Source organism: Microvirga sp. CF3062, from assembly GCF_036314045.1.
Lineage (GTDB): Bacteria > Pseudomonadota > Alphaproteobacteria > Rhizobiales > Beijerinckiaceae > Microvirga.
The window spans coordinates 52,023-76,925 of the sequence record NZ_JAYGGN010000001.1; the positions used below are offsets into that span (position 1 = coordinate 52,023).

Annotated in this window: 27 protein-coding genes and 1 riboswitch; of the genes, 9 read left to right on the forward strand and 18 right to left on the reverse strand. The window is 64.6% G+C overall.

Annotated elements, in window-relative coordinates:
- The first annotated feature begins 231 nt into the window (after positions 1-231).
- Positions 232-588, forward strand: a complete 357-nt coding sequence (locus VB618_RS00300; protein WP_329794491.1) for a hypothetical protein — start codon at positions 232-234, stop codon at positions 586-588.
- Here the strand turns inward: VB618_RS00300 and VB618_RS00305 are convergent.
- The 8 genes from VB618_RS00305 to coxB form a co-directional block, all read right to left on the reverse strand.
- Positions 562-1,338, reverse strand: a complete 777-nt coding sequence (locus VB618_RS00305) for an SURF1 family protein (protein WP_329794492.1) — start codon at positions 1,336-1,338, stop codon at positions 562-564. The genes VB618_RS00300 and VB618_RS00305 overlap by 27 nt on opposite strands.
- The gene (locus VB618_RS00310; protein WP_329794493.1) at positions 1,335-1,706 is read right to left on the reverse strand and encodes a DUF983 domain-containing protein; all 372 of its coding nucleotides are present in this window, start codon (positions 1,704-1,706) and stop codon (positions 1,335-1,337) included. Before VB618_RS00310 ends, VB618_RS00305 begins: the two co-directional genes overlap by 4 nt.
- 111 nt (positions 1,707-1,817) lie before the next feature.
- Positions 1,818-2,681 (reverse strand): cytochrome c oxidase subunit 3, encoded by an 864-nt coding sequence (locus VB618_RS00315; protein WP_329794494.1) that lies wholly within the window; start codon positions 2,679-2,681, stop codon positions 1,818-1,820.
- 68 nt (positions 2,682-2,749) lie between these two features.
- Entirely contained in the window at positions 2,750-3,340 is a 591-nt protein-coding gene (locus VB618_RS00320) for a cytochrome c oxidase assembly protein (protein ID WP_329794495.1), read from the reverse strand.
- 9 nt (positions 3,341-3,349) lie between these two features.
- Entirely contained in the window at positions 3,350-3,511 is a 162-nt protein-coding gene (locus VB618_RS00325) for a hypothetical protein (RefSeq protein ID WP_329794496.1), read from the reverse strand.
- Positions 3,512-3,515: 4 nt separating this feature from the next.
- Complete coding sequence (locus tag VB618_RS00330; protein ID WP_329794497.1) at positions 3,516-4,472, reverse strand: heme o synthase; 957 nt, start codon at positions 4,470-4,472, stop codon at positions 3,516-3,518.
- Positions 4,473-4,598: 126 nt separating this feature from the next.
- The gene (gene ctaD / locus VB618_RS00335) at positions 4,599-6,218 is read right to left on the reverse strand and encodes a cytochrome c oxidase subunit I (RefSeq protein ID WP_329794498.1); all 1,620 of its coding nucleotides are present in this window, start codon (positions 6,216-6,218) and stop codon (positions 4,599-4,601) included.
- A 29-nt stretch (positions 6,219-6,247) separates the two neighbouring features.
- Complete coding sequence (gene coxB, locus VB618_RS00340) at positions 6,248-7,105, reverse strand: cytochrome c oxidase subunit II (RefSeq protein WP_329794499.1); 858 nt, start codon at positions 7,103-7,105, stop codon at positions 6,248-6,250.
- Positions 7,106-7,418: 313 nt separating this feature from the next.
- Between coxB and VB618_RS00345 the strand changes: the two genes are divergently transcribed.
- A complete protein-coding gene (locus VB618_RS00345; protein ID WP_329794500.1) occupies positions 7,419-7,931 on the forward strand; it encodes an invasion associated locus B family protein in 513 nt (170 codons plus the stop codon).
- Positions 7,932-7,959: 28 nt separating this feature from the next.
- On the forward strand, positions 7,960-8,532 hold the full coding sequence (locus tag VB618_RS00350; protein ID WP_329794501.1) for a hypothetical protein: 573 nt from the start codon (positions 7,960-7,962) through the stop codon (positions 8,530-8,532).
- Positions 8,533-8,535: 3 nt separating this feature from the next.
- Here the strand turns inward: VB618_RS00350 and VB618_RS00355 are convergent, their stop codons facing one another.
- Positions 8,536-9,840 (reverse strand): hemolysin family protein, encoded by a 1,305-nt coding sequence (locus tag VB618_RS00355; protein WP_329794502.1) that lies wholly within the window; start codon positions 9,838-9,840, stop codon positions 8,536-8,538.
- Positions 9,841-10,003: 163 nt separating this feature from the next.
- Positions 10,004-10,098, forward strand: a riboswitch (glycine riboswitch).
- A 157-nt stretch (positions 10,099-10,255) separates the two neighbouring features.
- On the opposite strand from VB618_RS00355, the gene gcvT reads away from it, so the two are divergent.
- Genes gcvT through gcvPB form a run of 5 tightly spaced genes read left to right on the forward strand, consistent with a single transcriptional unit; the run spans position 10,256 to position 15,229 of the window.
- A complete protein-coding gene (gene gcvT / locus VB618_RS00360) occupies positions 10,256-11,404 on the forward strand; it encodes a glycine cleavage system aminomethyltransferase GcvT (protein WP_329794503.1) in 1,149 nt (382 codons plus the stop codon).
- Between the two features lie 25 nt (positions 11,405-11,429).
- Positions 11,430-11,804, forward strand: coding sequence for a glycine cleavage system protein GcvH (gene gcvH / locus VB618_RS00365; protein ID WP_329794504.1), 375 nt, complete (start codon positions 11,430-11,432; stop codon positions 11,802-11,804).
- Positions 11,805-11,817: 13 nt separating this feature from the next.
- Complete coding sequence (locus VB618_RS00370; RefSeq protein ID WP_329794505.1) at positions 11,818-12,294, forward strand: OsmC family protein; 477 nt, start codon at positions 11,818-11,820, stop codon at positions 12,292-12,294.
- Between the two features lie 20 nt (positions 12,295-12,314).
- Positions 12,315-13,655 (forward strand): aminomethyl-transferring glycine dehydrogenase subunit GcvPA, encoded by a 1,341-nt coding sequence (gene gcvPA, locus VB618_RS00375; protein ID WP_329794506.1) that lies wholly within the window; start codon positions 12,315-12,317, stop codon positions 13,653-13,655.
- Complete coding sequence (gene gcvPB / locus VB618_RS00380) at positions 13,655-15,229, forward strand: aminomethyl-transferring glycine dehydrogenase subunit GcvPB (RefSeq protein WP_329794507.1); 1,575 nt, start codon at positions 13,655-13,657, stop codon at positions 15,227-15,229. Before gcvPA ends, gcvPB begins: the two co-directional genes overlap by 1 nt.
- A gap of 176 nt (positions 15,230-15,405) precedes the next feature.
- Here the strand turns inward: gcvPB and VB618_RS00385 are convergent, their stop codons facing one another.
- The 9 genes from VB618_RS00385 to VB618_RS00425 all read right to left on the reverse strand — a co-directional run bounded on the left by VB618_RS00385 (position 15,406) and on the right by VB618_RS00425 (position 23,711).
- On the reverse strand, positions 15,406-16,050 hold the full coding sequence (locus VB618_RS00385) for an HAD family hydrolase (RefSeq protein WP_329794508.1): 645 nt from the start codon (positions 16,048-16,050) through the stop codon (positions 15,406-15,408).
- Between the two features lie 126 nt (positions 16,051-16,176).
- Entirely contained in the window at positions 16,177-16,662 is a 486-nt protein-coding gene (locus tag VB618_RS00390) for a F0F1 ATP synthase subunit B family protein (RefSeq protein WP_329794509.1), read from the reverse strand.
- 13 nt (positions 16,663-16,675) lie between these two features.
- Positions 16,676-17,224 (reverse strand): F0F1 ATP synthase subunit B family protein, encoded by a 549-nt coding sequence (locus VB618_RS00395; protein WP_329794510.1) that lies wholly within the window; start codon positions 17,222-17,224, stop codon positions 16,676-16,678.
- A gap of 114 nt (positions 17,225-17,338) precedes the next feature.
- On the reverse strand, positions 17,339-17,563 hold the full coding sequence (locus tag VB618_RS00400; RefSeq protein ID WP_009764739.1) for a F0F1 ATP synthase subunit C: 225 nt from the start codon (positions 17,561-17,563) through the stop codon (positions 17,339-17,341).
- Between the two features lie 54 nt (positions 17,564-17,617).
- On the reverse strand, positions 17,618-18,346 hold the full coding sequence (locus tag VB618_RS00405; protein ID WP_329794511.1) for a F0F1 ATP synthase subunit A: 729 nt from the start codon (positions 18,344-18,346) through the stop codon (positions 17,618-17,620).
- Between the two features lie 53 nt (positions 18,347-18,399).
- A complete protein-coding gene (locus tag VB618_RS00410) occupies positions 18,400-18,771 on the reverse strand; it encodes an AtpZ/AtpI family protein (RefSeq protein WP_329794512.1) in 372 nt (123 codons plus the stop codon).
- A gap of 207 nt (positions 18,772-18,978) precedes the next feature.
- The gene (smc, locus tag VB618_RS00415; RefSeq protein ID WP_329794513.1) at positions 18,979-22,446 is read right to left on the reverse strand and encodes a chromosome segregation protein SMC; all 3,468 of its coding nucleotides are present in this window, start codon (positions 22,444-22,446) and stop codon (positions 18,979-18,981) included.
- Positions 22,447-22,491: 45 nt separating this feature from the next.
- On the reverse strand, positions 22,492-23,130 hold the full coding sequence (locus tag VB618_RS00420; RefSeq protein WP_329794514.1) for a DsbA family protein: 639 nt from the start codon (positions 23,128-23,130) through the stop codon (positions 22,492-22,494).
- A 71-nt stretch (positions 23,131-23,201) separates the two neighbouring features.
- Positions 23,202-23,711, reverse strand: coding sequence for a DUF721 domain-containing protein (locus VB618_RS00425; RefSeq protein ID WP_329794515.1), 510 nt, complete (start codon positions 23,709-23,711; stop codon positions 23,202-23,204).
- A 57-nt stretch (positions 23,712-23,768) separates the two neighbouring features.
- On the opposite strand from VB618_RS00425, the gene mutY reads away from it, so the two are divergent.
- A complete protein-coding gene (gene mutY, locus VB618_RS00430) occupies positions 23,769-24,887 on the forward strand; it encodes an A/G-specific adenine glycosylase (protein WP_329794516.1) in 1,119 nt (372 codons plus the stop codon).
- The last annotated feature ends 16 nt before the right edge of the window (positions 24,888-24,903 follow it).

Sequence of the window (24,903 nt, forward strand, 5' to 3'; positions counted from 1 at the left end):
ATCGCTCTCCTTGATGGCGGAGGCGAACCGAACCCTTGAGAAGCCCTGCTCGTCTCCGCAGGGCTTGTCAGGAATGCTCGACGCTAACTCAAACGCGCAAAGCCTCTCCCGTACGCCCTGCAAGGCGCATCGTGAGATGGGTTACGGTCATGAGCAGCGTGAACATGGGAAACATGCTACAATAGACAGGATTATAAGCCAAGCTCGCCTTCCGCAGAGAGGACCGGGTTCATGCGCATGACACGGATCGACTGGATCCTGCTTCCCGTCCTGGTGGGTGTGCTGGCAGGAATCGTCGTGGGGGCGTTCCTGCTCGCGGGCTTCATTGGCTTAGGCGTTCTCGGCCTCATCATCGGCGTCATGGCTCAGCGCATCGAGCTGGAGAAGGACGGCGCCGTAGGCCACACCATGACGACCTCGCTTTATGCCGAGCAGTTCAAGGCTCAAGAGAATATGAGCCGTGCCGAGAAGGCGGAGCGGCGGGCCGAGTCGCAGGCGCTCCTCAAATGGCTGTTCGTCGCCAAGGTCGTCAGCGCCGGGCTGGTCATTCTCGGCTTCGGCTTATTCTTCCAATTTCAGCTCGTCTGAGTTCGCTTCCTTCAGCCGCCGCCAAGCAAAGGCCGTGAAGACGCCGATCAGGGTCAGCGCGATGCCAAACCAAGTAACCGCGTATTGCAGGTGGCTGTTCGGCAGTGTCAGCGGCGTCTGCCCGCCTCGCGGCCAGCCGCCCGGATTAGGGCTCGCCTCGGCATCGATCAGGAACGGGGCGACCCGCTCGAGGTTGCGGGCGGCCGCCATGGCCTGGGGATCGCGGGCGAACCATTGGTTGCGGGCAGGGGTGTCATCGGGCGTGAATGGGGTGCGAATTTCGGGCGCTCGGACGAGTCCCGTGACCGTGACTTCGCCTACGGGCTGGCTCTCAAGGCGGGTGCCAGGGTCGCGCAGGTCGGTCGGCACGAAGCCGCGGTTGACCATCACGATGGCGCCTAATGCCAGCTTCAACGGCGTGATCAGGTAATAGCCCTGGATCGGCGCCCCCTGCCGCTCGCCGCGAGCAAGGCCGTAGACCGGGGCTTCGAACTCGTGGAGGAAGGTGCCGGTCACCCGGACTTTTCGGAACTCGTCCTGGTCCGCGCGCCAGGCGGGCCACTCGGATTCCGGCACGATGGCGCCGGGCTGGCCATAGGCGCGGGTCTCGATCTGCGCGATCAGGTCTTCCTTCCAGGCCTTGCGCTGGAGCTGCCAAGTACCCAGGCCGATCAGGATGGCAAGCGCCACTAGGGCCGCCAGGCCCGGAACAATGAGGGATCGGCCTTTGTGCAGGCGGGAGGCAGTCACTTCTCGAAGCGTCCTTCCTCGGCCTTGTGGTGGTATTGCAGATTCATCAGAACGCCCTTGAGCGGCCGCACCAGGAGGAGGCTCAAGGCGATGCTGAGCACCGTCCACATGACGAGATGGAGCCAGATCGGCGGCTCGTAGGTGAACTCGGTCCACAGCGCCAGGGCCACGACAAAGATGCCGACAAAGGACATGACGAAGAAGGCCGGGCCGTCGCCGGTGTCGGTGAACGCGAGGTCGAGGCCGCAGACCTCGCATTTCGGCTGCACGGTGAGGAAGCCCTTGAACACATGCCCCTTACCGCAGCGTGGGCATAGCCCCTTGAGGCCAGTGGTGATGGGCGAGGGGGCAGACGGGTCATGAGCCACGGCTTTTCTCCAGATTGGCCGGCAGGGCTAACCGACAGATGGTGACGGAGCCCCGAAAAAGCGAAGGGCGGCTGTGAAGCCGCCCCTGCAGGATTTGATTGCGGTGACGGGTCAGTGACCGCCGCCGGCCACAGGGCCTCCATAGCCCCACACATAGATGGCGGCGAAGAGGAAGAGCCACACCACGTCGACGAAGTGCCAGTACCAGGCCGCGAATTCGAACCCGAGATGCTGCTGGGGCGTGAAGTCGCCGCGGTAGGCGCGCAGCAGGCAGATGGCCAGGAAGATGGTTCCGATGACCACGTGCGCGCCGTGGAAGCCCGTCGCCATGAAGAAGGTGGCGCCGTAGATATTGCCGCTGAACCCGAAGGCCGCGTGGCTGTACTCGTAGGCCTGCACGCAGGTGAAGACGAAGCCGAGGATCACCGTGAGCCACAGGCCCATCTTCAAACCCTGGCGGTCGTTGTGCAGGAGCGCATGGTGCGCCCAGGTGACCGTGGTGCCGGAGGTGAGCAGGATCAGCGTGTTGAGGAGCGGCAGGTGCCAGGGATCGAAGGTCTCGATGCCCTTCGGAGGCCAGACGCCGCCGAGCGCCTCGATGCGCGAGTAGAGCTGCGGGTCGCCGGCATAGAGGGCCGCGTCGAAATAGGCCCAGAACCAGGCGGCGAAGAACATCACCTCGGAGGCGATGAACATGATCATGCCGTAGCGGTGGTGAAGCTGGACCACGCGGGTGTGCGAGCCGGTATTGGCCTCCTTCACCACATCGGACCACCAGGCGAGCATGGTGTAGAGAACGCCGACGATGCCCAGGCCGAAGACCAGAGGGCCGAGATCCATTCCGGCGATGGTGATGTCTTTCCACCAGGTCACGAACCCGGAGGTCAGCAGGAACGCGCTGACCGCGCCGATGAGCGGCCACGGGCTCGGTTCAAGGATGTGGTAGTCGTGGTTCTTGGCGTGGGCCTCGGCCATTTCGTGTCGTCTCCGTGCCTCGTATGTGAACTCGCTTTAAGACGTTTCCGCTTAAGTTGTCACGCGTCTTATTGAGAGATGGGTGTGGTGGATGATGTCACTTCCGCCACCGGCTTGCCCCCCTTGGAGGGGAAGTAGGTGTAGGAAAGGGTGATGGATGAAAGGTCCTTCACGTCGCGATCCTCCGCCAGGCGGGGATCGACGTAGAAGACGACCGCAGATTCCAGAGTTTCGCCCGGCTGCAGGGTCTGCTCGGTGAAGCAGAAGCATTCGAGCTTGGAGAAGTACGTGCCGGCCAGATCAGGCTGCACGTTGTAGGTGGCAATGCCCGTGCTCGGCTTGTCGCCCTTGTTGGTGATCTTGTAGAGAACCGTCGTGGTCTCGCCGAGCCTGACCTTGACCTCAGGCGTCTCCGGCGAGAAACGCCAGTTCAGCCCAGGCGCCACATTGGAGTCGAAGCGGACGGAGATTGTCCGGTTCACCACCTGTGATCCATTGCTGTCGACGGCGACCGGCGTGCCGCCGAACCCCGTGACTTTGCAGAAGAGGTCGTAGAGGGGAACGGACGCATAGGCGAGGCCGACCATGCCCACAACGATGCCGACACAGGCGAAGGCCGTGCGGTGCATCTTGCGTTGGATGTGCGGATTCTCAGCCATGTCCAAACCTCACATGGGGCGCTGCAGGACGCCCGGTCCCAGCTTCGCGATCGTGACCACGTAGAACAGCAGCACGAGAGTCCCGAGGGTGAGCGCCAGGGCGAGCGAACGCTTGCGGCGGCGCTTCTGTTCCTCGGGCGTCAGGCTCTGGTGCGTCTTGCGATCCGCCATGGGGTTACCCGAACACCGGCCGGAAGAAGCCGAAGCCGTGTTCCACGAGCAGGGTCGCGAAGAGCAGGAACAGATAGAGGATCGAGAAGCCGAAGAGCTGCTGGGCCACCCGCATGGCAGGCTCGCCTTGGCGCAGGCGGTAGACCTGCACGGCCAGCGCCAGCATGCCGAAGCCGCCGACGAGCGACATGATGGCATAGGCCAGGCCGCCAAACCCTAAGGCCACCGGAGCCATGCCCAGCGGGGCCAGAAGGATCGTGTAGGCGAGGATCTGGAACCGGGTGGCGTCGGGGCCTGACACGTTCGGCATCATGGGAATGCCGGCGCGCTGGTAATCGCCCGACTTCACGAGGGCGAGCGCCCAGAAATGGGGCGGCGTCCACATGAAGATGATGGCAAACAACACGACGCTGTCCAAAGCCACATGGCCCGTGACGGCGGCCTGCGCGACGATCGGGGGGAGGGCGCCTGCCGCGCCGCCGATGACAATGTTCTGCTGCGTCGTGCGCTTCAGCCACATGGAATAGACGACCACGTAGAAGAAGATCGTGAAGGCGAGCAGGCCCGCGGCCAGCCAGTTGCTGACGAGCCCCAGGATGATGACCGATCCGAAGGCGAGCGTCACGCCGAAAGCCAGGGCCTCGCCGGGCTGGATCTTTCCGGCCGGAATCGGGCGCTTGCGGGTGCGCGTCATGACCGCGTCGATATCCGCATCCCACCACATGTTCAGGGCACCGGAGGCGCCTCCGCCGACGGCGATCATCAGGAGCGACACGAAGGCCACGACCGGGTGAACGTTGGATGGGCTCACGACCATACCGACGAGGGCCGTGAAGACGACGAGAAACATCACACGCGGCTTCAGCAGGGCGAAGAAGTCGGAGACGTCGCCCTGCGACAGGCCTGCTGTGGCAAGGCTCTCGACGTGAGTTTCGGCCAGAGAGTTCGACATGGTGCTCATCACAAATCCGAAATGCCGTGACGAGGCCAAAAGGCCTCCGGATGGTCGGCTCCTCGCCGGAAGGCTTGAATTCATGCAAGCCCTCTGGGGAGGAGCGGGCGGCGTTTGCCGCCCGGCTCAGCTGTTTTAGTGGTGCGTGTCGATGACGCGGGGCAGGGTCTCGAACTGGTGGTACGGCGGCGGAGAGGACAGGGTCCACTCCAGCGTCGTCGCACCTTCACCCCACGGATTGTCGGCAGCCTTTTCCTTGCGGATGAAGGCATAGACCACGCCGAACATGAAGATGAAGAGACCGGCGAAGAACACATAGCCGCCGATGGAGGACACGAGGTTCCAGCCCGCGAAGGCGTCCGGATAATCCGCATAGCGGCGCGGCATGCCCGAGAGGCCGAGGAAGTGCATCGGGAAGAACAGCACGTTGGAGCCGATGAAGGCGACCCAGAAGTGCAGCTTGCCGATCCACTCGGGCATCACGTAGCCGGTGATCTTCGGGAACCAGTAGTACATGCCGGCGAAGATCACGAAGACCGCACCGAGAGACAGCACGTAGTGGAAGTGAGCCACCACGTAGTAGGTGTCGTGCATGTAGCGGTCGACGGGAGCGTTCGCCAGCACGACGCCGGTGACGCCGCCAACCGTAAACAGGAACACGAAGCCTACCGCCCACTGCATGGCCGCCGTGAAGCGGATGGAGCCGCCCCACATGGTGGCGATCCACGAGAAGATCTTCACGCCGGTGGGAACCGCGATCACCATGGTGGCGAACACGAAGTAGGCCTGGGTCTGAAGCGAGAGGCCGACGGTGTACATGTGGTGCGCCCACACGACGAAGCCCACTACGCCGATCGCCACCATGGCGTAGGCCATGCCGAGATAGCCGAAGATCGGCTTCTTGGAGAAGGTGGAGATGATGTGGCTGACGATGCCGAAGGCCGGCAGGATCATGATGTAAACTTCGGGATGGCCGAAGAACCAGAACAGGTGCTGATAGAGCACCGGGTCGCCGCCGCCCGACGGATCGAAGAAGGTCGTGCCGAAGTTGCGGTCGGTGAGCAGCATCGTGATCGCGCCCGCGAGAACCGGCAGCGACAGGAGCAGCAGGAACGCGGTCACCAGCATGGACCAGGCAAACAGCGGCATCTTGTGCAGCGTCATGCCCGGAGCGCGCATGTTGAGGATCGTGGTGATGAAGTTGATCGCACCCAGGATCGACGCCGCACCGGCCAGGTGCAGGGCGAAGATGCCGAAGTCGAGCGCGGGGCCCGGATGGCCGACGGTCGAGAGCGGCGGATACACGGTCCAGCCGCCACCGAAGCCGAGCGAGCCCGGAGCGCCCTCGACGAACAGCGAGCAGAGCATCAGGGCGAAGGCCGCGACGGTGAGCCAGAACGAGATGTTGTTCATCCGCGGGAAGGCCATGTCGGGCGCGCCGATCATGAGCGGGATGAACCAGTTGCCGAAGCCGCCGATCAGCGTGGGCATCACCATGAAAAACACCATGATGAGGCCGTGGCCCGTCACGAAGACGTTGTAGGCCTGCGGATTGGAGAAGAACTGCAGGCCCGGCTCCTGGAGTTCCAGGCGCATGCCGATGGAGAGAAGGCCGCCGACGATGCCCGCCGTAAAGCCGAAGATCATGTAGAGCGTACCGATGTCCTTGTGGTTCGTGGAATAGAACCACCGACGCCAGAAGCTCGGAAGGTGATCGTGGTGATCCGCGTGAGCGGCATCAGCTGCATGTGCCATGATGAGACCTCTATGGTCCTTCTTTCAGATTACTGAGCGGTCGCGAACTTGGTCGGAGCCGGGCTGTCCGTGGAAGCATAACGCTGCTTCGCCTCGGTCAGCCAAGCGGCATATTGCTGCTCGCTCACGACGCGGACTTCGATGGGCATGTAGGGGTGGCCGTTGCCGCAGAGTTCCGAGCACTGGCCGTAATACACGCCCTCCCGCTCGGCCTTGAACCAGACTTCGTTCAGGCGGCCGGGAATGGCGTCGACCTTGAAGTAGAAGGACGGCACGGTGAAGGAGTGGAGTACGTCGGCCGAGGTGACCTGAACGCGAACCACCTTGCCCACCGGCACAACCATCGCGTTGTCCGCGCCGAGCAGGCGAGGCTGGTCTGGCTTCCGGTCCTTCTCCTCGGTGATCATGTTCGAGTCGAACTTGAAGCCGCCGCCCTGGTCGGCCGGGTATTCGTAGCCCCAGTACCAGGAATAGCCGGTCACCTTCACCACCAGGTCGGCCTGCGGCGGCACGAGCTGCTCGCGCAGGAGGCGGAAGGACGGGATGGCAATCGCCACGAGGATCAGGACCGGGACGATGGTCCAAGCCACTTCGAGCAGGGTGTTATGGGTGGTCTTCGAGGGGGTCGGGTTCTTGTTCTCATTGAAGCGCGCAACGATCACAAGGAGCAGCGCCAGCACGAAAAGGCAGATCGCGGCCATGAGCCAAGTAATGTAGGTGTGGAAGTTGGACACGCTCTGTCCCAACTCGGTCACCATCTCCTGCATGCCGGTTTCCCAAGGAGAGGGCTGCCCGGCGGCGGCCCACGCCTCACTTATGCCCAACACAAGTGCGACCGCTGCCGTGGAGAGGGCGGTCACCGATCGACGTCCAGTCTCGATCCGCATCGGCGTTCCAAAGCTCCTAAAGATGTGATGGCCCAGGGCCATGAAAGCATCGGGGACAGCGCGGGCGTGCGAATAACGGCGCCCGGCTTGCGCCATCACCTTTGATGTGCGTCAAAGACCACAGGATTGTCCCAAGCGCAACGGTAGAAGCATTCCAAACTGTGCGTCATAACCGCCAAAAAACGTTTCAGGTCCCCAAATAGCCCCTCTCGCTTGACATTGCGCCCCCTTGCATGGTCCCAACGGGCAAAAGTTGGATTGTAGCGGCCGCATGCCGCGACCCTTTGACGGGGTTTACGGAATGGAGACACCGATGGGCGCATCGCAATGGGTTCGCCATGGCGCGGCAGCTTTCCTGGGGTTGGCAGCCCTGCTCGGCGCCAGCGGCGCCGGCGCTCAGGGGATGGTCAAGAACACCTTCGGCGACTGGCAGATGCGCTGCGAGACTCCCGCCGGAGCCACTGCCGAGCAGTGTGCCCTGGTGCAGAACGTTGTTGCGGAGGACCGCCCCAACGTCACCCTCGTGATTATCGTGTTGAAAACCGCCGACGGCAAAAGCCGCCTCCTGCGCGTGGTGGCGCCTCTGGGTATTCTGTTGCCCTCGGGGCTCGGTCTGAAGATCGATCAGACGGATATCGGCCGCGCAGGATTCGTGCGCTGCCTGGCATCGGGCTGTGTCGCCGAAGTCGTGATGGAGGACAACCTGATCAACCAGATGAAGACCGGTCAGCAGGCCACCTTCATCGTCTTCCAGACGCCCGAGGAGGGGATCGGGATTCCCGTGTCCCTCAACGGGTTGGCGGCCGGGTTCGATGCCCTTCCGTAATCAATAAAGAGAGGGTTGGGGGACAGTGATGAGCAAGGGATTGAACCGCAAGGCCGGATGGGCCTTCGTTGTGCTTGGGGTTTCCGGCTTGGCCGGCTGCGGAGCGCCGGGGGAGAGCGGCTTCGGCGTGGGCGACATGCTGCTTACCGCAGGGGCAACCCCGACGCCGCGTCAGGCCGCCGAGACCCGCGATGTGTATTGCCCGACCGTGGAGGTCATGGACGGCGGTTCGGTGATCCGGATCGGCGGCGGTGACTCGGGCTCCGTGCGCAGCCAGATCGCCCTGGGGGATCTCGCCCGCGAATGCGTCGGACAGCCCGACGGCAGCACCCTCGTGAGGGTCGGGGTCGAGGCCCGGGCACTCCTGGGCGCTGGAGGCTCGGCAGGCCGTTATGACGTGCCGGTCCAGATTGTCGTCAAGGACGGCTCGAGTGTTTTCGCCAACCGCTCCCGCCGGGTGGCGGCCGCAATCCCGGCCGGCCAGACCCAAACGACGGTCTCGGTTATCGAGGAGGGCATCGTGGTTCCGGCCGCTTCCGTGGACAGCTTCGAGATCGAGGTCGGTCTCGGCACCCGTGCAGCCGCGGGACGCCGCGGCTAAAACTCAATAAAGAACGGCCGCGCCTGCTCTCTGGTTGAGGGGAGCGGCCAGCACCTTGTCGATCCGGCGCTCGTCAAGGTCGATGACCTCGAAGCGCCAGCCGAAGGTCTCCACGTGTTCGCCCGTGGTCGGCAGGTGCTGCAGTTCGCTGATCACCAGGCCGCCGACCGTGTGATAGCTGCGGGTTTCGGGCAGGGTCACGCCGAGGATCTCGGCCATTTCGTCAACCGGCATCGAGCCGGCGAGCAGCCATGAGCCATCCTCGCGACGGACAGCATCCGGCTCCGGCGCCTCGCCGTCGGACCGGAAGGCGCCGACGATGGCCTCCAGGGCATCGGCCGGGGTCACGACCCCTTCGAAATGGCCGTATTCGTCATGAACCAGGGCCATGGGGACCTCAGCGTCCCTCAGGATTGCCAAAGCGTCCAGGGCGTAGAGGGTATCCGGGATGACCGGCGCCTGCTGCAGGTGCTTGCGTATCTCCAAGGGCTGGCCAGTCAGCATGGCGGCCAGAAGCTCCCGCGACTGAACGACGCCGATGACGTTATCGGGTGTGCCCTCGCTCACCGGCAGGCGCGAATGCGGGGTCTCGATCAACAATTGGCGGATCGTCTCTTCGCTATCCTCGGTGTCGATCCAGTCCACGTCCGTTCGAGGCGTCATGAGGCCGCGCACGGTCCGGTCGCCGAGGCGCAGCACGCCCGAGATCATGCGGCGCTCCTCCTCCTCGATCACCCCGGCGCTCTCGGCCTCGCCGACGAGCATCTTGATCTCCTCTTCGGTGACGGTCGAGGAATCGTCGGACTTGGTGCCGAAGAGGCTGAAGATCATGCTCGTGGAGGCATTCAGGAGCCAGACGGCGGGAGCTGCGACCTTCGAGACGACCAGCATCAGCGGGGCCATGGCGCAGGCGATGCCCTCCGGATGGCGCAGGGCCAGCTGCTTGGGCACGAGCTCGCCGACAACGATGGAAAGATAAGTGATGATGCCGATGACGATGCCGTAGCCGAGAGGCTCGGCCGCTCCCTCGGGCATGCCCTGGCCTAAGAAGATGTCCGTCAGTTTGCTGCCCAGTGCCGCGCCCGAAAATGCGCCGGCCAGGATGCCCACCAGGGTGATGCCGATCTGGACCGTGGAGAGGAAGCGGCCCGAATCCTCCATGAGGGTGAGGGCCGTGCTGGCGCCCGAGCGGCCCTGTTCGGCCATGGCCTTCAGGCGGGGCCGGCGGGCGGACACGATGGCAAGTTCGGAAAGAGCGAAGACGCCATTGAGGGCGACGAGAGCGATAGCGATGATCAGTTCGAGCAACGATGCGTGGAGCTGCTGACCGGATCAGGCCGCGCTTCTCCCCTTCTGTGACAGATGGCCCCTAAGATGGAGCCTGAGGCAGCTGCCGTCAATTAAAGGGTGAACAGGCCCGCCTTGCTTTGTTGACAGGAGGCCAATTCCTCTTCAGAGCTTAGGCCAGCCGATGATCCCCGCGGAAGAGACCGGACATCTTGATAGTCCGGCGCCGAAGGCGCAACCGCCCCGGAAACGCTCAGGCCAAAGGACCGCGTGGGAGCTGGCACTCTGGAAAGCGACGACGTTTGAAAGCGTCGTCCACCGACGGGCGTAACCTGGGGCTTCGGCCTCTAGGGAAATCTCTCAGGTCTCGGGACAGAGGGGGCGCAGAGCAACGGGCCGCAAGGCTCGATGGAACGCGCACCTTTAAGGGGTACCGATGGCCGAGCCAGCGCATAACGACGAGCCGCTCCTGAAAACCCCGCTTCACGCGGAGCATGTGGCGCTTGGCGCCCGCATGGTGCCGTTCGCCGGCTACGACATGCCGGTGCAGTATCCTGCCGGTATCCTCACCGAGCACAATTGGACCCGCGAGCATGCGGGCCTGTTCGACGTCTCGCATATGGGCCAGGCTTTCCTCGTCGCCGAGGACAAGAGCCACGAGACCGTAGCCACGGCGCTCGAGGCGCTGATCCCCGCCGATGTGCTCAACCTCAAGCCCAATCAGCAGCGCTATTCGCAATTGCTTAGCCAGGACGGCGGTATTCTCGACGACCTGATGGTGACCCGCGTCGGTGCTCCCGGTCACGAGGGGTGGCTTTATCTCGTCGTGAACGCCTCGATGAAGGAGCAGGACTACGCTCACATCCAGGCGCGCCTGCCGAAGGGCGTGAGCCTGAACCGCAAGGACGACCTCGGCCTGATGGCCCTGCAGGGACCTTCTGCGGAAGCCGTTCTGGCGAAGCTTTCGCCTGAAGCCGCCGCGCTCTCCTTCATGATGTCCGCCGACGTACAGATCGACGGCATCTGGTGCCATGTGTCCCGCTCGGGCTACACGGGCGAGGACGGTTTCGAGATCTCCTGCAAGGGCGAGGATGCGGCAAAGCTCTGGCGCGCGCTCCTCGCCAATCCGGAGGTGAAGGCCATCGGCCTCGGCGCGCGCGATTCGCTGCGTCTCGAAGCGGGCCTCTGCCTCTACGGCCACGACATCGACCCCACCACGTCGCCCATCGAAGCGGGCCTGATCTGGTCGATCCAGAAGCGCCGTCGCGAGGAGGGGGGCTTCCCGGGCGCCGAACGCGTCCAGCGCGAGATCAAGGACGGTGCCGCCCGTGTTCGCGTCGGCATCAAGCCGGAGGGCCGCGCTCCAGCCCGCGAGGGCAGCGTTATCACCACACCCGATGGACGTGAGGTCGGCATCGTGACCTCCGGCGGCTTCGGTCCCACGGTCGGCGGCCCGGTCGCCATGGGCTATGTGGCGAAGGACGTGTCTACTGTTGGAATGGACCTGCATCTCATCGTTCGCGGCAAGCCGCTGCCGGCCAAGGTCGCGGCCATGCCGTTCGCACCCCATCGCTACAAGCGCTGACATCACTATCAAGAGGGAATTCATCATGACCACGCGCTACACCAAGGATCACGAATACATCCGTGTCGAAGGCGATGCCGGTATCGTAGGCATTTCCGATTACGCCCAGGGCCAACTCGGCGACGTCGTGTTCGTGGAGCTGCCGAGCGTCGGCAAGACTCTGTCCAAAGGCGACGAGGCGGCTGTCGTCGAGAGCGTGAAGGCTGCAAGCGAAGTCTATGCCCCCGTCTCCGGTGAGGTGGTGGAGGTCAACAGCGAGCTCGAGTCCTCCCCCGGCACGGTGAACGAGGATGCCGCCGGCCGCGGCTGGTTCATGAAGATCCGTCTCACGAACGAGAGCGAGCTCGACGGCCTCATGACCGAAGAGCAGTACGGGGAATTCGTGAAGTCGATCTCGTAAAGAGAACACGGCCATGGCGCACGAATACACGGCGACGATCCGCTGGACCAGGGGAGAGGACGAGAGCTTCTCCGACAACCTCTACAGCCGCGGCCATACATGGTCCTTCGATGGCGGCATCGAAGTTCCCGGCTCCGCATCGCCCTCCGTCGTGCCCTTGCCGCTCTCGCGGGAGGATGCGGTCGATCCGGAAGAGGCTTTCGTAGCGGCCTTGTCGAGCTGCCACATGCTCACCTTCCTGTCGATTGTCGCCAAGAAGCGCTTCACCGTCGATCGTTACGAGGACAAGGCGCTTGGCATCATGACGCAGAACGAGAACGGCAAGCTCTTCGTCTCCAAAGTCACCTTAGACCCAACAATCGAATTCTCAGGCGACAAGCTCCCGACGCCTGAGCAGATCGCCGACATGCACCACCTCGCCCATAAGGAATGCTTCATCGCGAATTCCGTGCTCACGGAGATCGTGGTGGCCGGCATTCCCTCGCATTAACAAACAAGGTTCTTTCGCCGATGCGTTATTTGCCTTTGTCCGACACCGACCGCAGCGAGATGCTCACGCGCATCGGCGTCAACCACGTCGATGAGCTGTTCGCCGACGTGCCGAAGAACCTGCTCCTCAAGGAGCCGGTCGACCTGCCGCGCCGCAAGGGCGAGCTGGACGTGGAGCGCATTCTCGCCCGCCTGTCCACGAAGAACATTCCGGCCTCGTCGGTGCCGTTCTTCGTCGGCGCCGGCGCCTACAAGCACCATGTGCCGGCAACCGTCGATCACCTGATCCAGCGCTCCGAGTTCCTGACGAGCTACACGCCGTATCAGCCCGAGATCGCGCAAGGCACGCTGCAATACCTCTTCGAGTTCCAGACGCAAGTAGCCGCGCTCACCGGCATGGAGGTGGCCAACGCCTCCATGTATGACGGCTCCACCGGCACGGGCGAGGCGGTGCTCATGGCGCACCGCGTCACCAAGCGCCGCAAGGCTGTGCTCTCGGGCGGCCTGCATCCGCATTATGCCGATGTGGTGCGGACCCTGTCCGAGATGTCGAGCGACGATGTCGTCACCATGGCGCCGGACGTGGGCGGCACCGAGGACATCCTGTCCCAGATCGACGACAGCGTGTCCTGCGTCGTCGTTCAGTCGCCGGACGTGTTCGGCAACGTGCGCGACCTGAAGCCCATCGCCGACAAGGCGCACCAGCACGGCGTGCTGCTGATCGCGGTGTTCACGGAAGCCGTGTCCTTGGGCCTGATCAAGTCGCCCGGCAGCCAGGGCGCCGACATCGTGGTGGGCGAGGGGCAGTCGATCGGCAATGCGCTGAACTTCGGCGGGCCCTATGTGGGCCTCTTCGCTACCCAGTCCAAGTTCCTGCGCCAGATGCCGGGCCGCCTCTGCGGCGAGACCGTGGATGCGGATGGCAGCCGTGGCTTCGTGCTCACGCTCTCCACCCGCGAGCAGCATATCCGCCGCGACAAGGCGACTTCGAACATCTGCACCAATTCGGGCCTGTGCTCGCTTGCCTTCACCATTCACATGACGCTGCTCGGCGAAGCGGGCCTCTCGCGCCTCGCCCGCATCAACCACGCGAATGCAGTGAAGCTGGCGGATCAGTTGGCCTCCGTGAAGGGCGTCGAGGTGCTCAACAAGACGTTCTTCAACGAGTTCACCGTGAAGCTCGCAGAGCCCGCGGCCGAAGTGGTCGAGCGTCTTGCCGAAAAGGGTGTGCTCGGCGGCGTGCCCGTGTCGCGCCTCCTGCCTGGCGCCGGCCTCGACAATCTGCTCCTCGTCGCTTCCACCGAAGTGAACACCGATGATGATCGCGCGGCCTTTGTTGCTGCCTTGAAGGAGGTTCTGTGATGTTGAACCGCCAGGGACGTCCCTCTTCCGCCGGAGAAGCCGGCACCAATACGCATCCGACCTTCACCGGCAATAAGGCGTTGGCGCAGATCGAGCCGCTGCTGTTCGAGATCGGGCGCTACGACACCACCGGCGTCGATCTCGACGAGCCGGAGGATTTCCAGCCGCGCCTCGGCGGGCTGGAGCGCAAGGAGCCCATCGGTCTGCCGGGCCTCTCCGAGCCCGAGACCATGCGCCATTACGTGCGCCTCAGCCAACAGAACTACGGCATCGACACCGGCCTGTTCCCGCTCGGCTCCTGCACCATGAAGCACAACGCACGCTTGAACGAGCGCATGGCTCGTCTGCCGGGCTTCTCGGACGTGCATCCGCTGCAGCCGGTCTCCACCGTGCAGGGCGCGCTGGAGCTGATGGACGAGCTTGGCCGCTATCTCGTCACGCTCACCAACATGACCGCCGTGGCGCTCTCGCCGAAGGCCGGCGCGCATGGCGAGCTCTGCGGCATGATGGCGATCAAGGCCGCCATCGAGGCCAAGGGCGAAGGCGCAACCCGCAACGTGGTGCTCGTGCCCGATTCGGCGCACGGCACCAACCCGGCGACTGCCGCCCTGATCGGCTTCAAGGTGAAGCCGGTGCCGGCCCGCGAGGACGGCTGGGTGCACGTGGAGGACGTGAAGGAGCGCCTCGGCCCCGACGTGGCGGCGATCATGCTCACGAACCCCAACACCTGCGGTCTCTTCGAACCGCAGGTCGTGGAGATCGCCAAGGCGATCCACGATGCGGGCGCCTATTTTTACTGCGACGGCGCCAACTTCAACGCCATCGTGGGCAAGGCAAAGCCGGGCGATCTCGGCGTCGATGCCATGCACATCAACCTGCACAAGACCTTCTCGACGCCACATGGCGGCGGCGGTCCGGGCTCAGGTCCGGTGGTGCTGTCCGAGCGCCTCGCGCCGTTCGCGCCGGTGCCGTTCGTGCGGGCTGGCCAAGATGGCTTCGAGCTGGTGGAGCAAAACAATGAGGCTGGCGGCACTGCCGCCCCGTTCGGCCGCATGACTGCCTTCCATGGCCAGATGGGTATGTATGTGCGCGCGCTGTCCTACATGCTTTCGCACGGTTCGGACGGCATGAAGCAGGCATCAGAGGATGCCGTGCTCAACGCCAACTACATCCGCGCGGGCCTCGCCGACCTGATGTCGCTGCCCTTCGGCAACAAGCCCTGCATGCACGAGGTGCTGTTCGACGATGCGTGGCTCAAAGACACGGGCGTGACCACGCTGGATGTTGCGAAGGCCATGATCGACGAGGGCTATCACCCGATGACCATGTACTTCCCGCTGGTGGTGCACGGCGCCATGCTGATCGAGCCGACAGAATCCGAGTCGAAGGCGTCGCTCGACCTCTTCATCGCGATGCTGCGTGATCTCGCCATGGCCGCGAAGAACGGCGACACGGAGCGCTTCACCGGCGCCCCCTACCACGCCCCGCGCCGCCGCCTCGACGAGACCCGCGCGGCGAGGAGCCCGGTGCTCAAGTGGACACCGCCGGCGCCGGTGGCAGAAGCGGCGGAGTGAGCTGCTGAACCCTCTCCCCTCTGCGGGAGAGGGGAAGCCCTCATGAAATCTCGGATTGATCTGGCAGCGCTGCATCCGTAGCGCTGCCTTTTTTGTAGTTGCGCTGCCCCTCTCCCGACCCTCGCTGACGCGAGGGCCACCCTCTCCCGCTAAAGGGGAGAGGGTTTAGGCGTGCGTCATATCCCGAAGGCGCTTTTCAAATCTGGCATTCTGTCAATAACGATGCGCGCTCCTGCCCGTCGCAACTTCTCCGCATGCTCTGGCCCGCAATGGGCGCCGCCGACAAAGCCGATCACACGCATTCCGGCGGCAAGTGCACCCTGAACCCCTGCGGCTGAATCCTCGATCACCACGCAATCCTGCGGGCTCACGCCCATGCGCTCTGCAGCATGGAGGAACAGGTCGGGAGCCGGCTTGCCGCGCGCGACCTGCGTGGCGCTGAAGACGTGGTCGAACAGATCCGACAGCCCTGTAATGCGCAGCGACAGGGCGATCCGCTCGGGCGTGGAGGAGGAGGCCACGCAGCGCGGGTAGGGGAGTGAGAGGATGGCGTCGCGGACACCCTCGATCGGCTTCAGGTCCGTTTCGAACTTCGCGAACAGAGCGCTGTCGATCTGCGCGCCTAGGTCGGCGGGAAGCGTGCAAGCATGCTCTGCCTCGATCCGCGCCACCATGTCCTTGAAGCTGACCCCGACGAATTTCCGCGCGATGTCCTGCGCCGTGTAAGGCAGCCCGATGCGGGTGAGGATCTGGGCGTCGATTTCGCAGGCAAGGGCTTCCGAATCGACAAGAACCCCGTCGCAGTCGAAGATCAGCAGCATGATGGTCCCTTTTTGATCATCGCATCGTTTGGCACGGAAAACCGGAATCCACGTTTCCGCACGATGCTCCAGCAAAAAGGCCGCCTCGAAGGGCGGCCTTTGAGATCTCGCGGTTCTGCGAAAACCTTATTGCAGCTTCGTGCGTACGTCGTTGAGGCTGGACGTGACGAGCGAGGCGGCGGTGGCGCCGGTGATCTCGTCGCGCAGGACGCGCTCGGAGGCCTTGATGGCGGCGTCGACAGCGGCGGCACGCACCTCGGCGGAGGCCTGGGCCTCAGCCTGGGCGATTTTCGCTTCGGCAGTTGCGGTACGGCGCTTCACGAAGTCGGCCATCTTCTCCTGCGCCTCAGTAGCAAGGCGCTCGGCCTCGGCACGGGCGTTGGAGACGATGTCGGCGGCCTCGCGCTCGGCGGCGGCGCGCTTGGACTCGTATTCCTTCAGGAGCTTCTCGGCATCCTGACGCAGGCGCTTGGCCTCGGCTAGTTCGTCGGCAATGCGCTTGCCGCGGGAGTCGAGCTGGTTCATCACCTTGCCCGGGACGCCGAGGTAGAACATCAGTCCCCAGAAGATGACAAACGCGACCCCAACCCAGAATTCAGCGCTCTGAAACATGCGGATCTCCTGATCAAGCCTTGATCTGGTTGAGAGCGGCTTCGACCTTCTGCGGGGCCGGAGCCTTGCCGGTGAGGCGCTCGATGATGGCGGACGCCGTGTCGCGGGCGATGGCATCCACGTGGCTCATGGCCTCGGCCTTCCTACCAGAGATGGTAGCTTCGGCCTCAGCGAGGCGCTGATTGAGATCGGCCTCAAGCGCCTTGCGCTTGGCATCGGTCTCGGCCGAGAGCGTGGCGCGGGTTTCCTGAGCCAGGGCCTGAGCGCGGCTCTTGGCTTCAGCGAGCGACTTCTCGTAGGCCGTGCCGGCTTCTTCCGCACGGGATTTCATGGCAGCCGCGTCGTCGAGATCGTTGGCGATCATGCCGCGGCGGTTTTCGATGATTCCGCTCAGGCGCGGGAGGACCAGCCGTGAGAGCAGTGTGTAGAGCACCACGAAGGTGATCGCCAACCAGAGGAGCTGACCGGCATAGGTTTCCGTCTCGAAGGGCGGAAAGCCGATATCCTCGTGAGCGCCGCCGGGGGCCTCTGTTGTGGCATTGGTCGTCTGAGCCTGAGCCATGGAGCAGATCCTGAAGAACGATCCTGAAAACAACGAATGACGGCGGTGGATCCGCCGTCACTCCTGTCGAGGCGAAGCGTTGGGCGCCTCGACCTCCCGATCACCGTCTTGAGATTAGGTGAAGAGCAGAACGAGAGCGACGACGAGGCAGAAGATGCCGAGACCTTCTGCGAGCGCCGCACCGATGAAGGCGCGGGCGAACTGGCCGTCGGCTGCCGACGGGTTGCGCAGGGCGCCCGAGAGGAAGTTGCCGAAGATGTTGCCGACGCCCATAGCAGCGAGGCCCATGCCGATGCAGGCGAGGCCCGCGCCGAGGAACTTGAAAGCAACCGGATCCATTGTGATCTCCTTGGGAATAACGTGATCGGGAGGGAAGGTTAACTCAGCGCAGACCTAGTGGCCCGGGTGCAGCGCGTCGTTCAGGTAGATGCAGGTCAACACCGTGAAGACGTAGGCCTGCAGGGCGGCGACGAGGAACTCGAGCGCCATGAGAGCAACCGCCATGAGGAGCGGCAGCGGAGCGAGGATCGTCAGAGCGCCGCCGGCCGCCAGGAGGCTGACCACGAAGCCTGCGAAAACCTTCAGCGCGATGTGTCCCGCGAGCATGTTCGCAAAGAGACGCAGGGACAGCGAGATCGGGCGTGACAGGAAGGAGATGAGCTCGATCACCACGATGAAGGGCAGGAGCCAGCCCGGCACGCCCGACGGCACGAAAAGGCCGAGGAAATGGGTGCCGTGCTTGACGAAGCCGTAGATCACCACGGTGCCGATCACCAGCATCGCGAGCGCGAAGGTGACGATGATGTGGCTGGTGACCGTGAAGAAGCCGGGAATCATGCCGAGCAGGTTTGCCGTCAGCACGAACATGAAGAGCGAGAAGACGAGGGGGAAGAACTTCATTCCCTCTTTGCCGGTGGCATCGACCAGCGTGTTCGCCACGAAATCGTGCAGAACCTCGGCGACCGACTGGGCGCGGCCCGGAACGACGGCGCGCTTGCGGGTGGCGTAGAGAAGGCCGCCCACGATCACGGCGGCAGCGCCGATCATGAAGGCCGACGAATTGGTGAAGTTGATGACCGGAATAAGGGGCTTGATCTGGAATTGTTCGATCGGGCTCGCCATGATCCGCTCTCAAAAGTTCGCTGTTGCCAATGCCGTTCGGCGTTCGAAGTCCGTCACCGCTTGTCGTCATGCCGGGCTGGTTTGACCACCCCGGCTGCTCGCATCAGATTGAGCATCCCGGCGCAGAAGCCGAGTAACAGACAAACGATCAGACCCCAAGGGGAAGATCCGAGCAGGTAGTCGACGATCCAACCCAGGATCCCGCCAGCCGCAACTCCTGCAACGAATTCGGCCGAGAGCCTGAAGGCCTGGCCAAGAGCAGCGGAATTGGACGTCGGGCGGGCGCGAGGTTCCGATTCTGCTCGTTGAACGGATGCTTGTGAGATCCGCGCATCGAGCGATTTCAGTCTCGCTGAAAGGTCGGCATCATCGGCACTGCTCGATTTCCGATCATCTTCACCGTTCCGCTCGTTAGGGTCCGCCATTGCGATCTCCTGTGAAGCGTTGCGGGAAAATGCCTGAAAAACCAGCCCCGAAAGCCGGGCGCACCATATGAGCGGGGGTTACCCCTGTCAAGAACAGTGTGAAAAGAACTAAGTAGTTGATATTGCTATCTTATGCTTGGCTCTGCGCAGCCTGAGACGGAAAGCGCACATGTTTTTGAGGCTGAAGCATGGCGGGGCCTGAAAACCTTAGGCTACCTCAAGAATGCGCTCGGCGCTCTGCAGGTCGACGGAGACCAACTGCGAGACACCGCGCTCAGCCATGGTGACGCCGAACAGGCGGTCCATCCGGGCCATGGTGATCGGGTTGTGGGTGATAACCACGAACCGGGTCTCGGTCTGGCGGGACATGTCCTCCAGGAGGGCGCAATAGCGCTCCACGTTTGCGTCGTCGAGCGGCGCGTCCACCTCGTCGAGCACGCAGATCGGCGAGGGATTGGTGAGGAACACGGCGAAGATCAGGGCGGTGGCGGTGAGCGCCTGCTCGCCGCCGGAGAGCAGGGTCATGCTCTGGGGCTTCTTGCCGGGGGGGCGGGCGAGGATTTCGAGGCCCGCCTCGAGCGGATCGTCCGAATCGACCAGCGTCAGTTCCGCCGTGCCGCCGCCGAACAGGGTGCTGAAGAGCTGCTTGAAATGGTTGTTCACCACATCGAAGGCGGCGAGCAGCCGTTCGCGGCCCTCGCGGTTGAGGCTGCCGATCGCCTGGCGCAGGCGCTTGATGGCCTCGACGAGGTCGTCCCGCTCGCCGGTGATGCTGTTGTACTTGGTCTCGAGCTCGGAGAGCTCCTCGTCGGCGCGCAGGTTCACGGCGCCAAGGCGCTCCCGGTCGCTCTTGAGGGAGTGGAGCTTCGATTCGATTTCCGCATGCGGCGGAAGCTCGGTCGCCTCCTTCAGGCCGGCGAGCTCGATGAGCCCGGCCGGGGTCGTCTCGAGGTTTTCCGCGATATTGTGGGTGATCTCGGCGAGGCGCGCCACGGCGGCTTCGTGCCGAGCCTGGGATCCGGCACGGGATTCGCGGGCGGCCGAGAGTGCCTCGAGGGCGGCACGGGCGGTGCGGTCCATCTCGGCAAGGCCCGTCTCCGCATCGGCAAGATGGTCGGCAGCTTCCTTGCGCTTCGCCTCGGCCTCGTCGACCTCATTGATGAGGGCGCGGCGGCGCTGGAGATAGGTGTCGGGAGCCTCCAGCAGGCGCTGGTGCTCGTCCTGGGCGCGCTCAAGCCGCTCGCCCAGATCCTCGAAAGCCTTGGCTGCGCGGGCGGTGCGCTCGGTCCAGAGGCGGATATCGGCCGCAAGCGCATCCTGCCGGCGGCGGCGCAGCTCGGCCTCGTGCATGAGGGACTGCAGGGCGGCGCGGGCCTCGGCGGCGGCGGCCCGGCGCTCGGCGACACGGGTGCGCTCCTCGAGCAAGCGGCTTTCCAGATCGGGTGCCGGGGCGAGGTCCTGCAGGGCGCCTTCAGCATCCTGCACGCGCTCCAGCGCTTCCGCTTCGCTCTCGGAGAAGCGGGTCAGGCCTTCCTGAAGGGCCGACCGGCGCTGGCCGAGTTCGGCCTCCTTGCGCTCGGCGGCCGTCAAACGGGTCCGGGCTGCATCGAGCGCCTGACGGGCTTGGCGGGCGGCCTCGATGGCCTGCATTTCATGGGTGGCGGCCCGGCGGACGGCTTCAAGTGCCGCTTCCGCCTCGTGCCGCAGGTGCTCGGCCTCCTCGCGGGCTTCCGCCGCCTCGCGCTCAAGATCGCCGAGGCGGTTCTTCTCCGCCAGCCGCCGGGCGGCCGGGGAGGGTGCTTCCGCCGCATTGGTGAAACCGTCCCAGCGCCACAGGTCGCCTTCCTGCGAGACAAGTCGCTGGCCGGGCTTGAGGAGGGCGCGCAGGCGAAGCCCGTCGGCCCGGCTCACCACGCCGATTTGGCGCAGGCGGCGCTGCATTTCGGCCGGCGCGCGGGAAAGATCGGCCAGCGAGCGGACACCCTCCGGCAGGGAAGGATCGCTCTCGCCGGTGCCGGTCATTTCCCAATGAGCCGGGGCTGAGGGATTGGTCGAGGCTTCGAGATCGTCGCCGAGCGCTGCGCCCAGCGCCGTCTCATAGCCCTTCTCGACCGTGATCTGGTCAAGCGCCGGAGGCCAGAGGTCGCCGGTGGCGGAGGTGACGAGCTTGGCGAGCGTCAGGGCCTCGGTCTCAAGCCGCTGCGCCTTGCGCTCGGCCTCAGTGAGGGGCGGGCGCAGGCGGTTCTCGGCCTCGCGGGCAGATGAGAGGGTTTCGCGCGCCTCGATCACGGCCTCTTCGGCCGATTGGGCGCTCTCCTCGGCGATCGCCATCTCCTCGCGCATGTCGTCGAGGGAGGGGCCGTCTTCGGGCGAAGCGGAAAGAGCAGCGATCTCGCGCTCCAGCCGCTCCTTCTCGGACCGGAACCGGGCGGCGCGCTCCATCTCCTCGCGCACGGCACGCTCCAGGGCGGCCCGGCGGGCGTTGAGGTCGGAGGTCTGGGCTTGAAGGGCGCTCAGGGCAGCCTCGGCCTCGTGCAGCTCCCCCTCGGCGGCATGAAGGCGCTCTTCCGCCTCGGCACGGGCATCGTCAGCCCCGTCGGTGGTGAGCGCGATCTCGGCGGCCTCGGACTGGAGGCGCTCGATGGTGGCCTCGGCGTCCGTACGCTGGGCTGCCTCGCGGGCGATGTCGCGGTTGAGGTCGCCGATGTGACGCTCCAGTTCCGTCACGCGCTCCTTGGAGCGGCGCTCCTCCGATTCGAGCTCGTTGCGGGCATGGGTCAGGCGCTGCAGGGCTGCGGCTGCGGCTGCCTCCGCCTGGCGCAGGCTAGGCAGGGCATGGGCGGCGACCGCCTGGGCGGTGGCCGCGCGGGTCTGCTCCTCGGTGGCATCGGCCACGGCTTTGAGGGCGTCTGCCACCTGACGTTCGGCGGTGGCTGCTTGCTCGCGTGCCTCGGAGAAGCTGATGGCGTACATCAGGGCCTCAAGGCGGCGGATCTCGGCCGAGAGGTTCTTGTAGCGGGAGGCCTGACGGCCTTGGCGCTTCAGGCTCTCGATCTGGCTTTCCAGCTCGCGGATCACGTCCTCGACGCGGACAAGGTTGTCCTCGGCGGCCTTGAGGCGCAGTTCAGCCTCGTGGCGGCGGGCATGGAGGCCCGCGATGCCGGCGGCGTCCTCCAGGATGCGGCGGCGGGCCTGGGGTTTGGCCGAGATGATTTCGCTGATCTGGCCCTGGCGCACGAGGGCGGGCGAGCGGGAGCCGGTGGCAGCGTCCGCAAACAGGATCTGCACGTCGCGGGCGCGCACTTCCTTGCCGTTGACCCGATAGGTCGAGCCTTCCTCGCGCTCGATCTTGCGCGAGATTTCCAGGAGATCGGCGTCGTTGAAGGCCGCGGGCGCCGTGCGCTCCGCATTGTCGATGGTGAGCATCACCTCGGCCCAGTTGCGGGCCGGACGACCCCCTGAGCCTGAGGAGCCGGAGAAGATGACGTCGTCCATCCCCGTGGCGCGCATGTTCTTGAAGGAGTTCTCCCCCATGACCCAGCGCAGGGCCTCGACGAGGTTGGACTTGCCGCAGCCGTTCGGCCCGACGACGCCGGTCAGGCCCGGCTCGATCAGGAAGTCGGTGGGCTCGACGAAGGTCTTGAAGCCTGCAATGCGAAGGCGCGTCAGCTTCATGGACGCGCCTTCCCGTCCCGCCCCATGGGGGCAGGGGAGGAGAGGTTACTCTCCCAGGATCGGCTTGATGACCTTTTCAATCTCATCGATCGACAGGCTTCCAGGATGACGCTGACCATTGATGAAGAAGGTTGGCGTGGAGTCCACACGGAACTGCTCCATACCCCGGTTCTTCACCGCGTTGACTGCGTCATATAGTTTCTGGTCTTTGAGGCAAGCGTCAAATTTTTCCTGTGAAAAACCAGCTTGGCGCATCAGCCCGCGCAGGGCGTCGAGGGGCTTGTCTGTGAAAGCCCAATTCCGCTGCTGCTCGAAGAGCAGGTCCGTGATCGGGTAGTATTTGTCGTTGCCGTCGCAGCGGGCGAGCATGAAGCCGGCCGTGGCGAGGGGGTCGAGAGGGAATTCGCGCAGGACGAAGCGGACCTTGCCGGTGTCGATATAGCGCTTCTTCAGCTCCGGCCAGGTGGTCTTGTGGAAGGTGGCGCAGTGGGAGCAGGTCAGCGAGGCGTACTCGATGATCGTCACCTTGGCGTCCTCCGGACCCATGGCCACGTCCCCAAGGGGGCCCTGGACCGCGAGATCGGATGCGGACACGTTCTGGGCGAAGGCAGGCAGGCTCGTGGCGAAATAGGCCGCAACGGCTGCGGTTCCAAGAAGCTGAAGCGTCTGACGCCGAGTGATCATCGTAAGGGAACTCCTGAAGGGATTTCGTTCTGCGGTAGAATGCCTTGGCCTGCGAGGCAAGCGCCGCTATCTCACGCTTTCGTGCGTGAACCTGAGCTGACTATCGCCTGCCCCAGCCGGTCGAGAGCCGCCTTGAGACCCTCCTCCTCGATAGGCTGCACCGCCCTGTCGACATTCTCGCGATCCGCAGGGGTGAGCACGGGAGGCGCCGGGCGCTTCTTCTCAACCCGCCGAACGGGCCCTTGTTTCAGCACGATCTTTCCGATGCAGCGCCAGCCGTAATAGGTGTTCACCCGTTCGATGACGGTGGGCGCCATATGCTGGAGCTCGAGGGCGAAGGCGCTCTCGACCCGGATGACCAGGGTCGCGGGCTCCGGCCGTGTTTCCGGGTCGGCATGAGGGGCTTTGCGCTTCCACTCGATCTTGAGCGGCTGAGTGAAGGCGGCAAGCCGCTCGCCGACGATCTCGGACCAAGCCATGATGATGTCCGACGTGGCAAAGCCCTGCGCCGCCAGGCTGGGGGACAGACAGACGTCGAGAAACTCGGCGAGGGGGCGGGCAAGGGGCCGCGGTCGTCTCATGTTGAATGTCCAAAAGCCGCGTTGGAATATTCGGTATAGAACGCTATTCCAAAGCCCATGTTAACGCCCGCTTCGAGCGCGACCAAGCCCGACCCGCAGGATCTTCTCGTCTGGTACGAGCGTCACCGGCGCGACCTGCCGTGGCGCGCCAAGCCGGCCGAGACCGCAAACCCTTACCGTGTCTGGCTCTCCGAGATCATGCTGCAGCAGACCACGGTGGCAGCAGTCAAACCCTATTACCTGAAGTTCCTGGAGCGGTTCCCCACGGTGGAGGCCCTCGCGGAAGCCCCCTCAGATGCGGTGATGCACGCTTGGGCCGGGCTCGGCTACTATTCCCGCGCCCGCAACCTTCATGCCTGCGCCAAGGCGGTTGTGGACAAACATGGCGGGCGGTTTCCAGCGACGGAAGCCGAACTCCTGAAGCTTCCTGGCATCGGCGCCTATACGGCGGCGGCAGTCGCGGCCATCGCGTTCAACGAGAAGGCGGCGGCGGTCGACGGCAATGTGGAGCGGGTCATGTCCCGCGTCTTCATGGTCGAGGAGCCGCTGCCGAAGGCCAAGCCCCTGATTCGGAGCCTCACGGAGGCGTTGGTGCCGCAGGGCCGTCCGGGCGACTTCGCCCAGGCCGTGATGGATCTCGGCGCCACCATCTGCACACCCAAGCGCCCTGCCTGTGCGCTGTGTCCCTGGATGGTGCCCTGCCGGGCCAGGGCCGAGGGCCTGCAGGAGACGTTTCCAAAAAAACAGAAGAAGGAGACCGGGCAACTGCGCAAAGGCGCTGCCTTCGTGGTGCTGCGCGCCGACGACACGATCCTCCTGCGCACCCGCCCGCCCACAGGATTGCTCGGCGGCATGGTGGAGCCGCCGACGAGCGAATGGGTGCCGGATTACCAGCCCTCCCGCGCCGTGCTCGACGCCCCCATCGAGGCGCGGTGGCAGCGCCTACCGGGCACGGTGCGCCACGTCTTCACCCATTTCCCGCTGGAGCTGACGGTGATGTTCGCCAAGGTCGCCAAGGGCACGCCGGCGCCGGACGACATGCGCTGGACACCGCGCCTGCAATTGCACGAGGAGGCGCTGCCCGGCGCAATGAAGAAGGTGCTGGCGCATGCGCTTGGGGAGTTGCCGGGTGCAAAGGTCAAGGCTGCGGGGAAGAAGCCGGCGAAGAGCGCATGATGCCGTTCGTAACTGG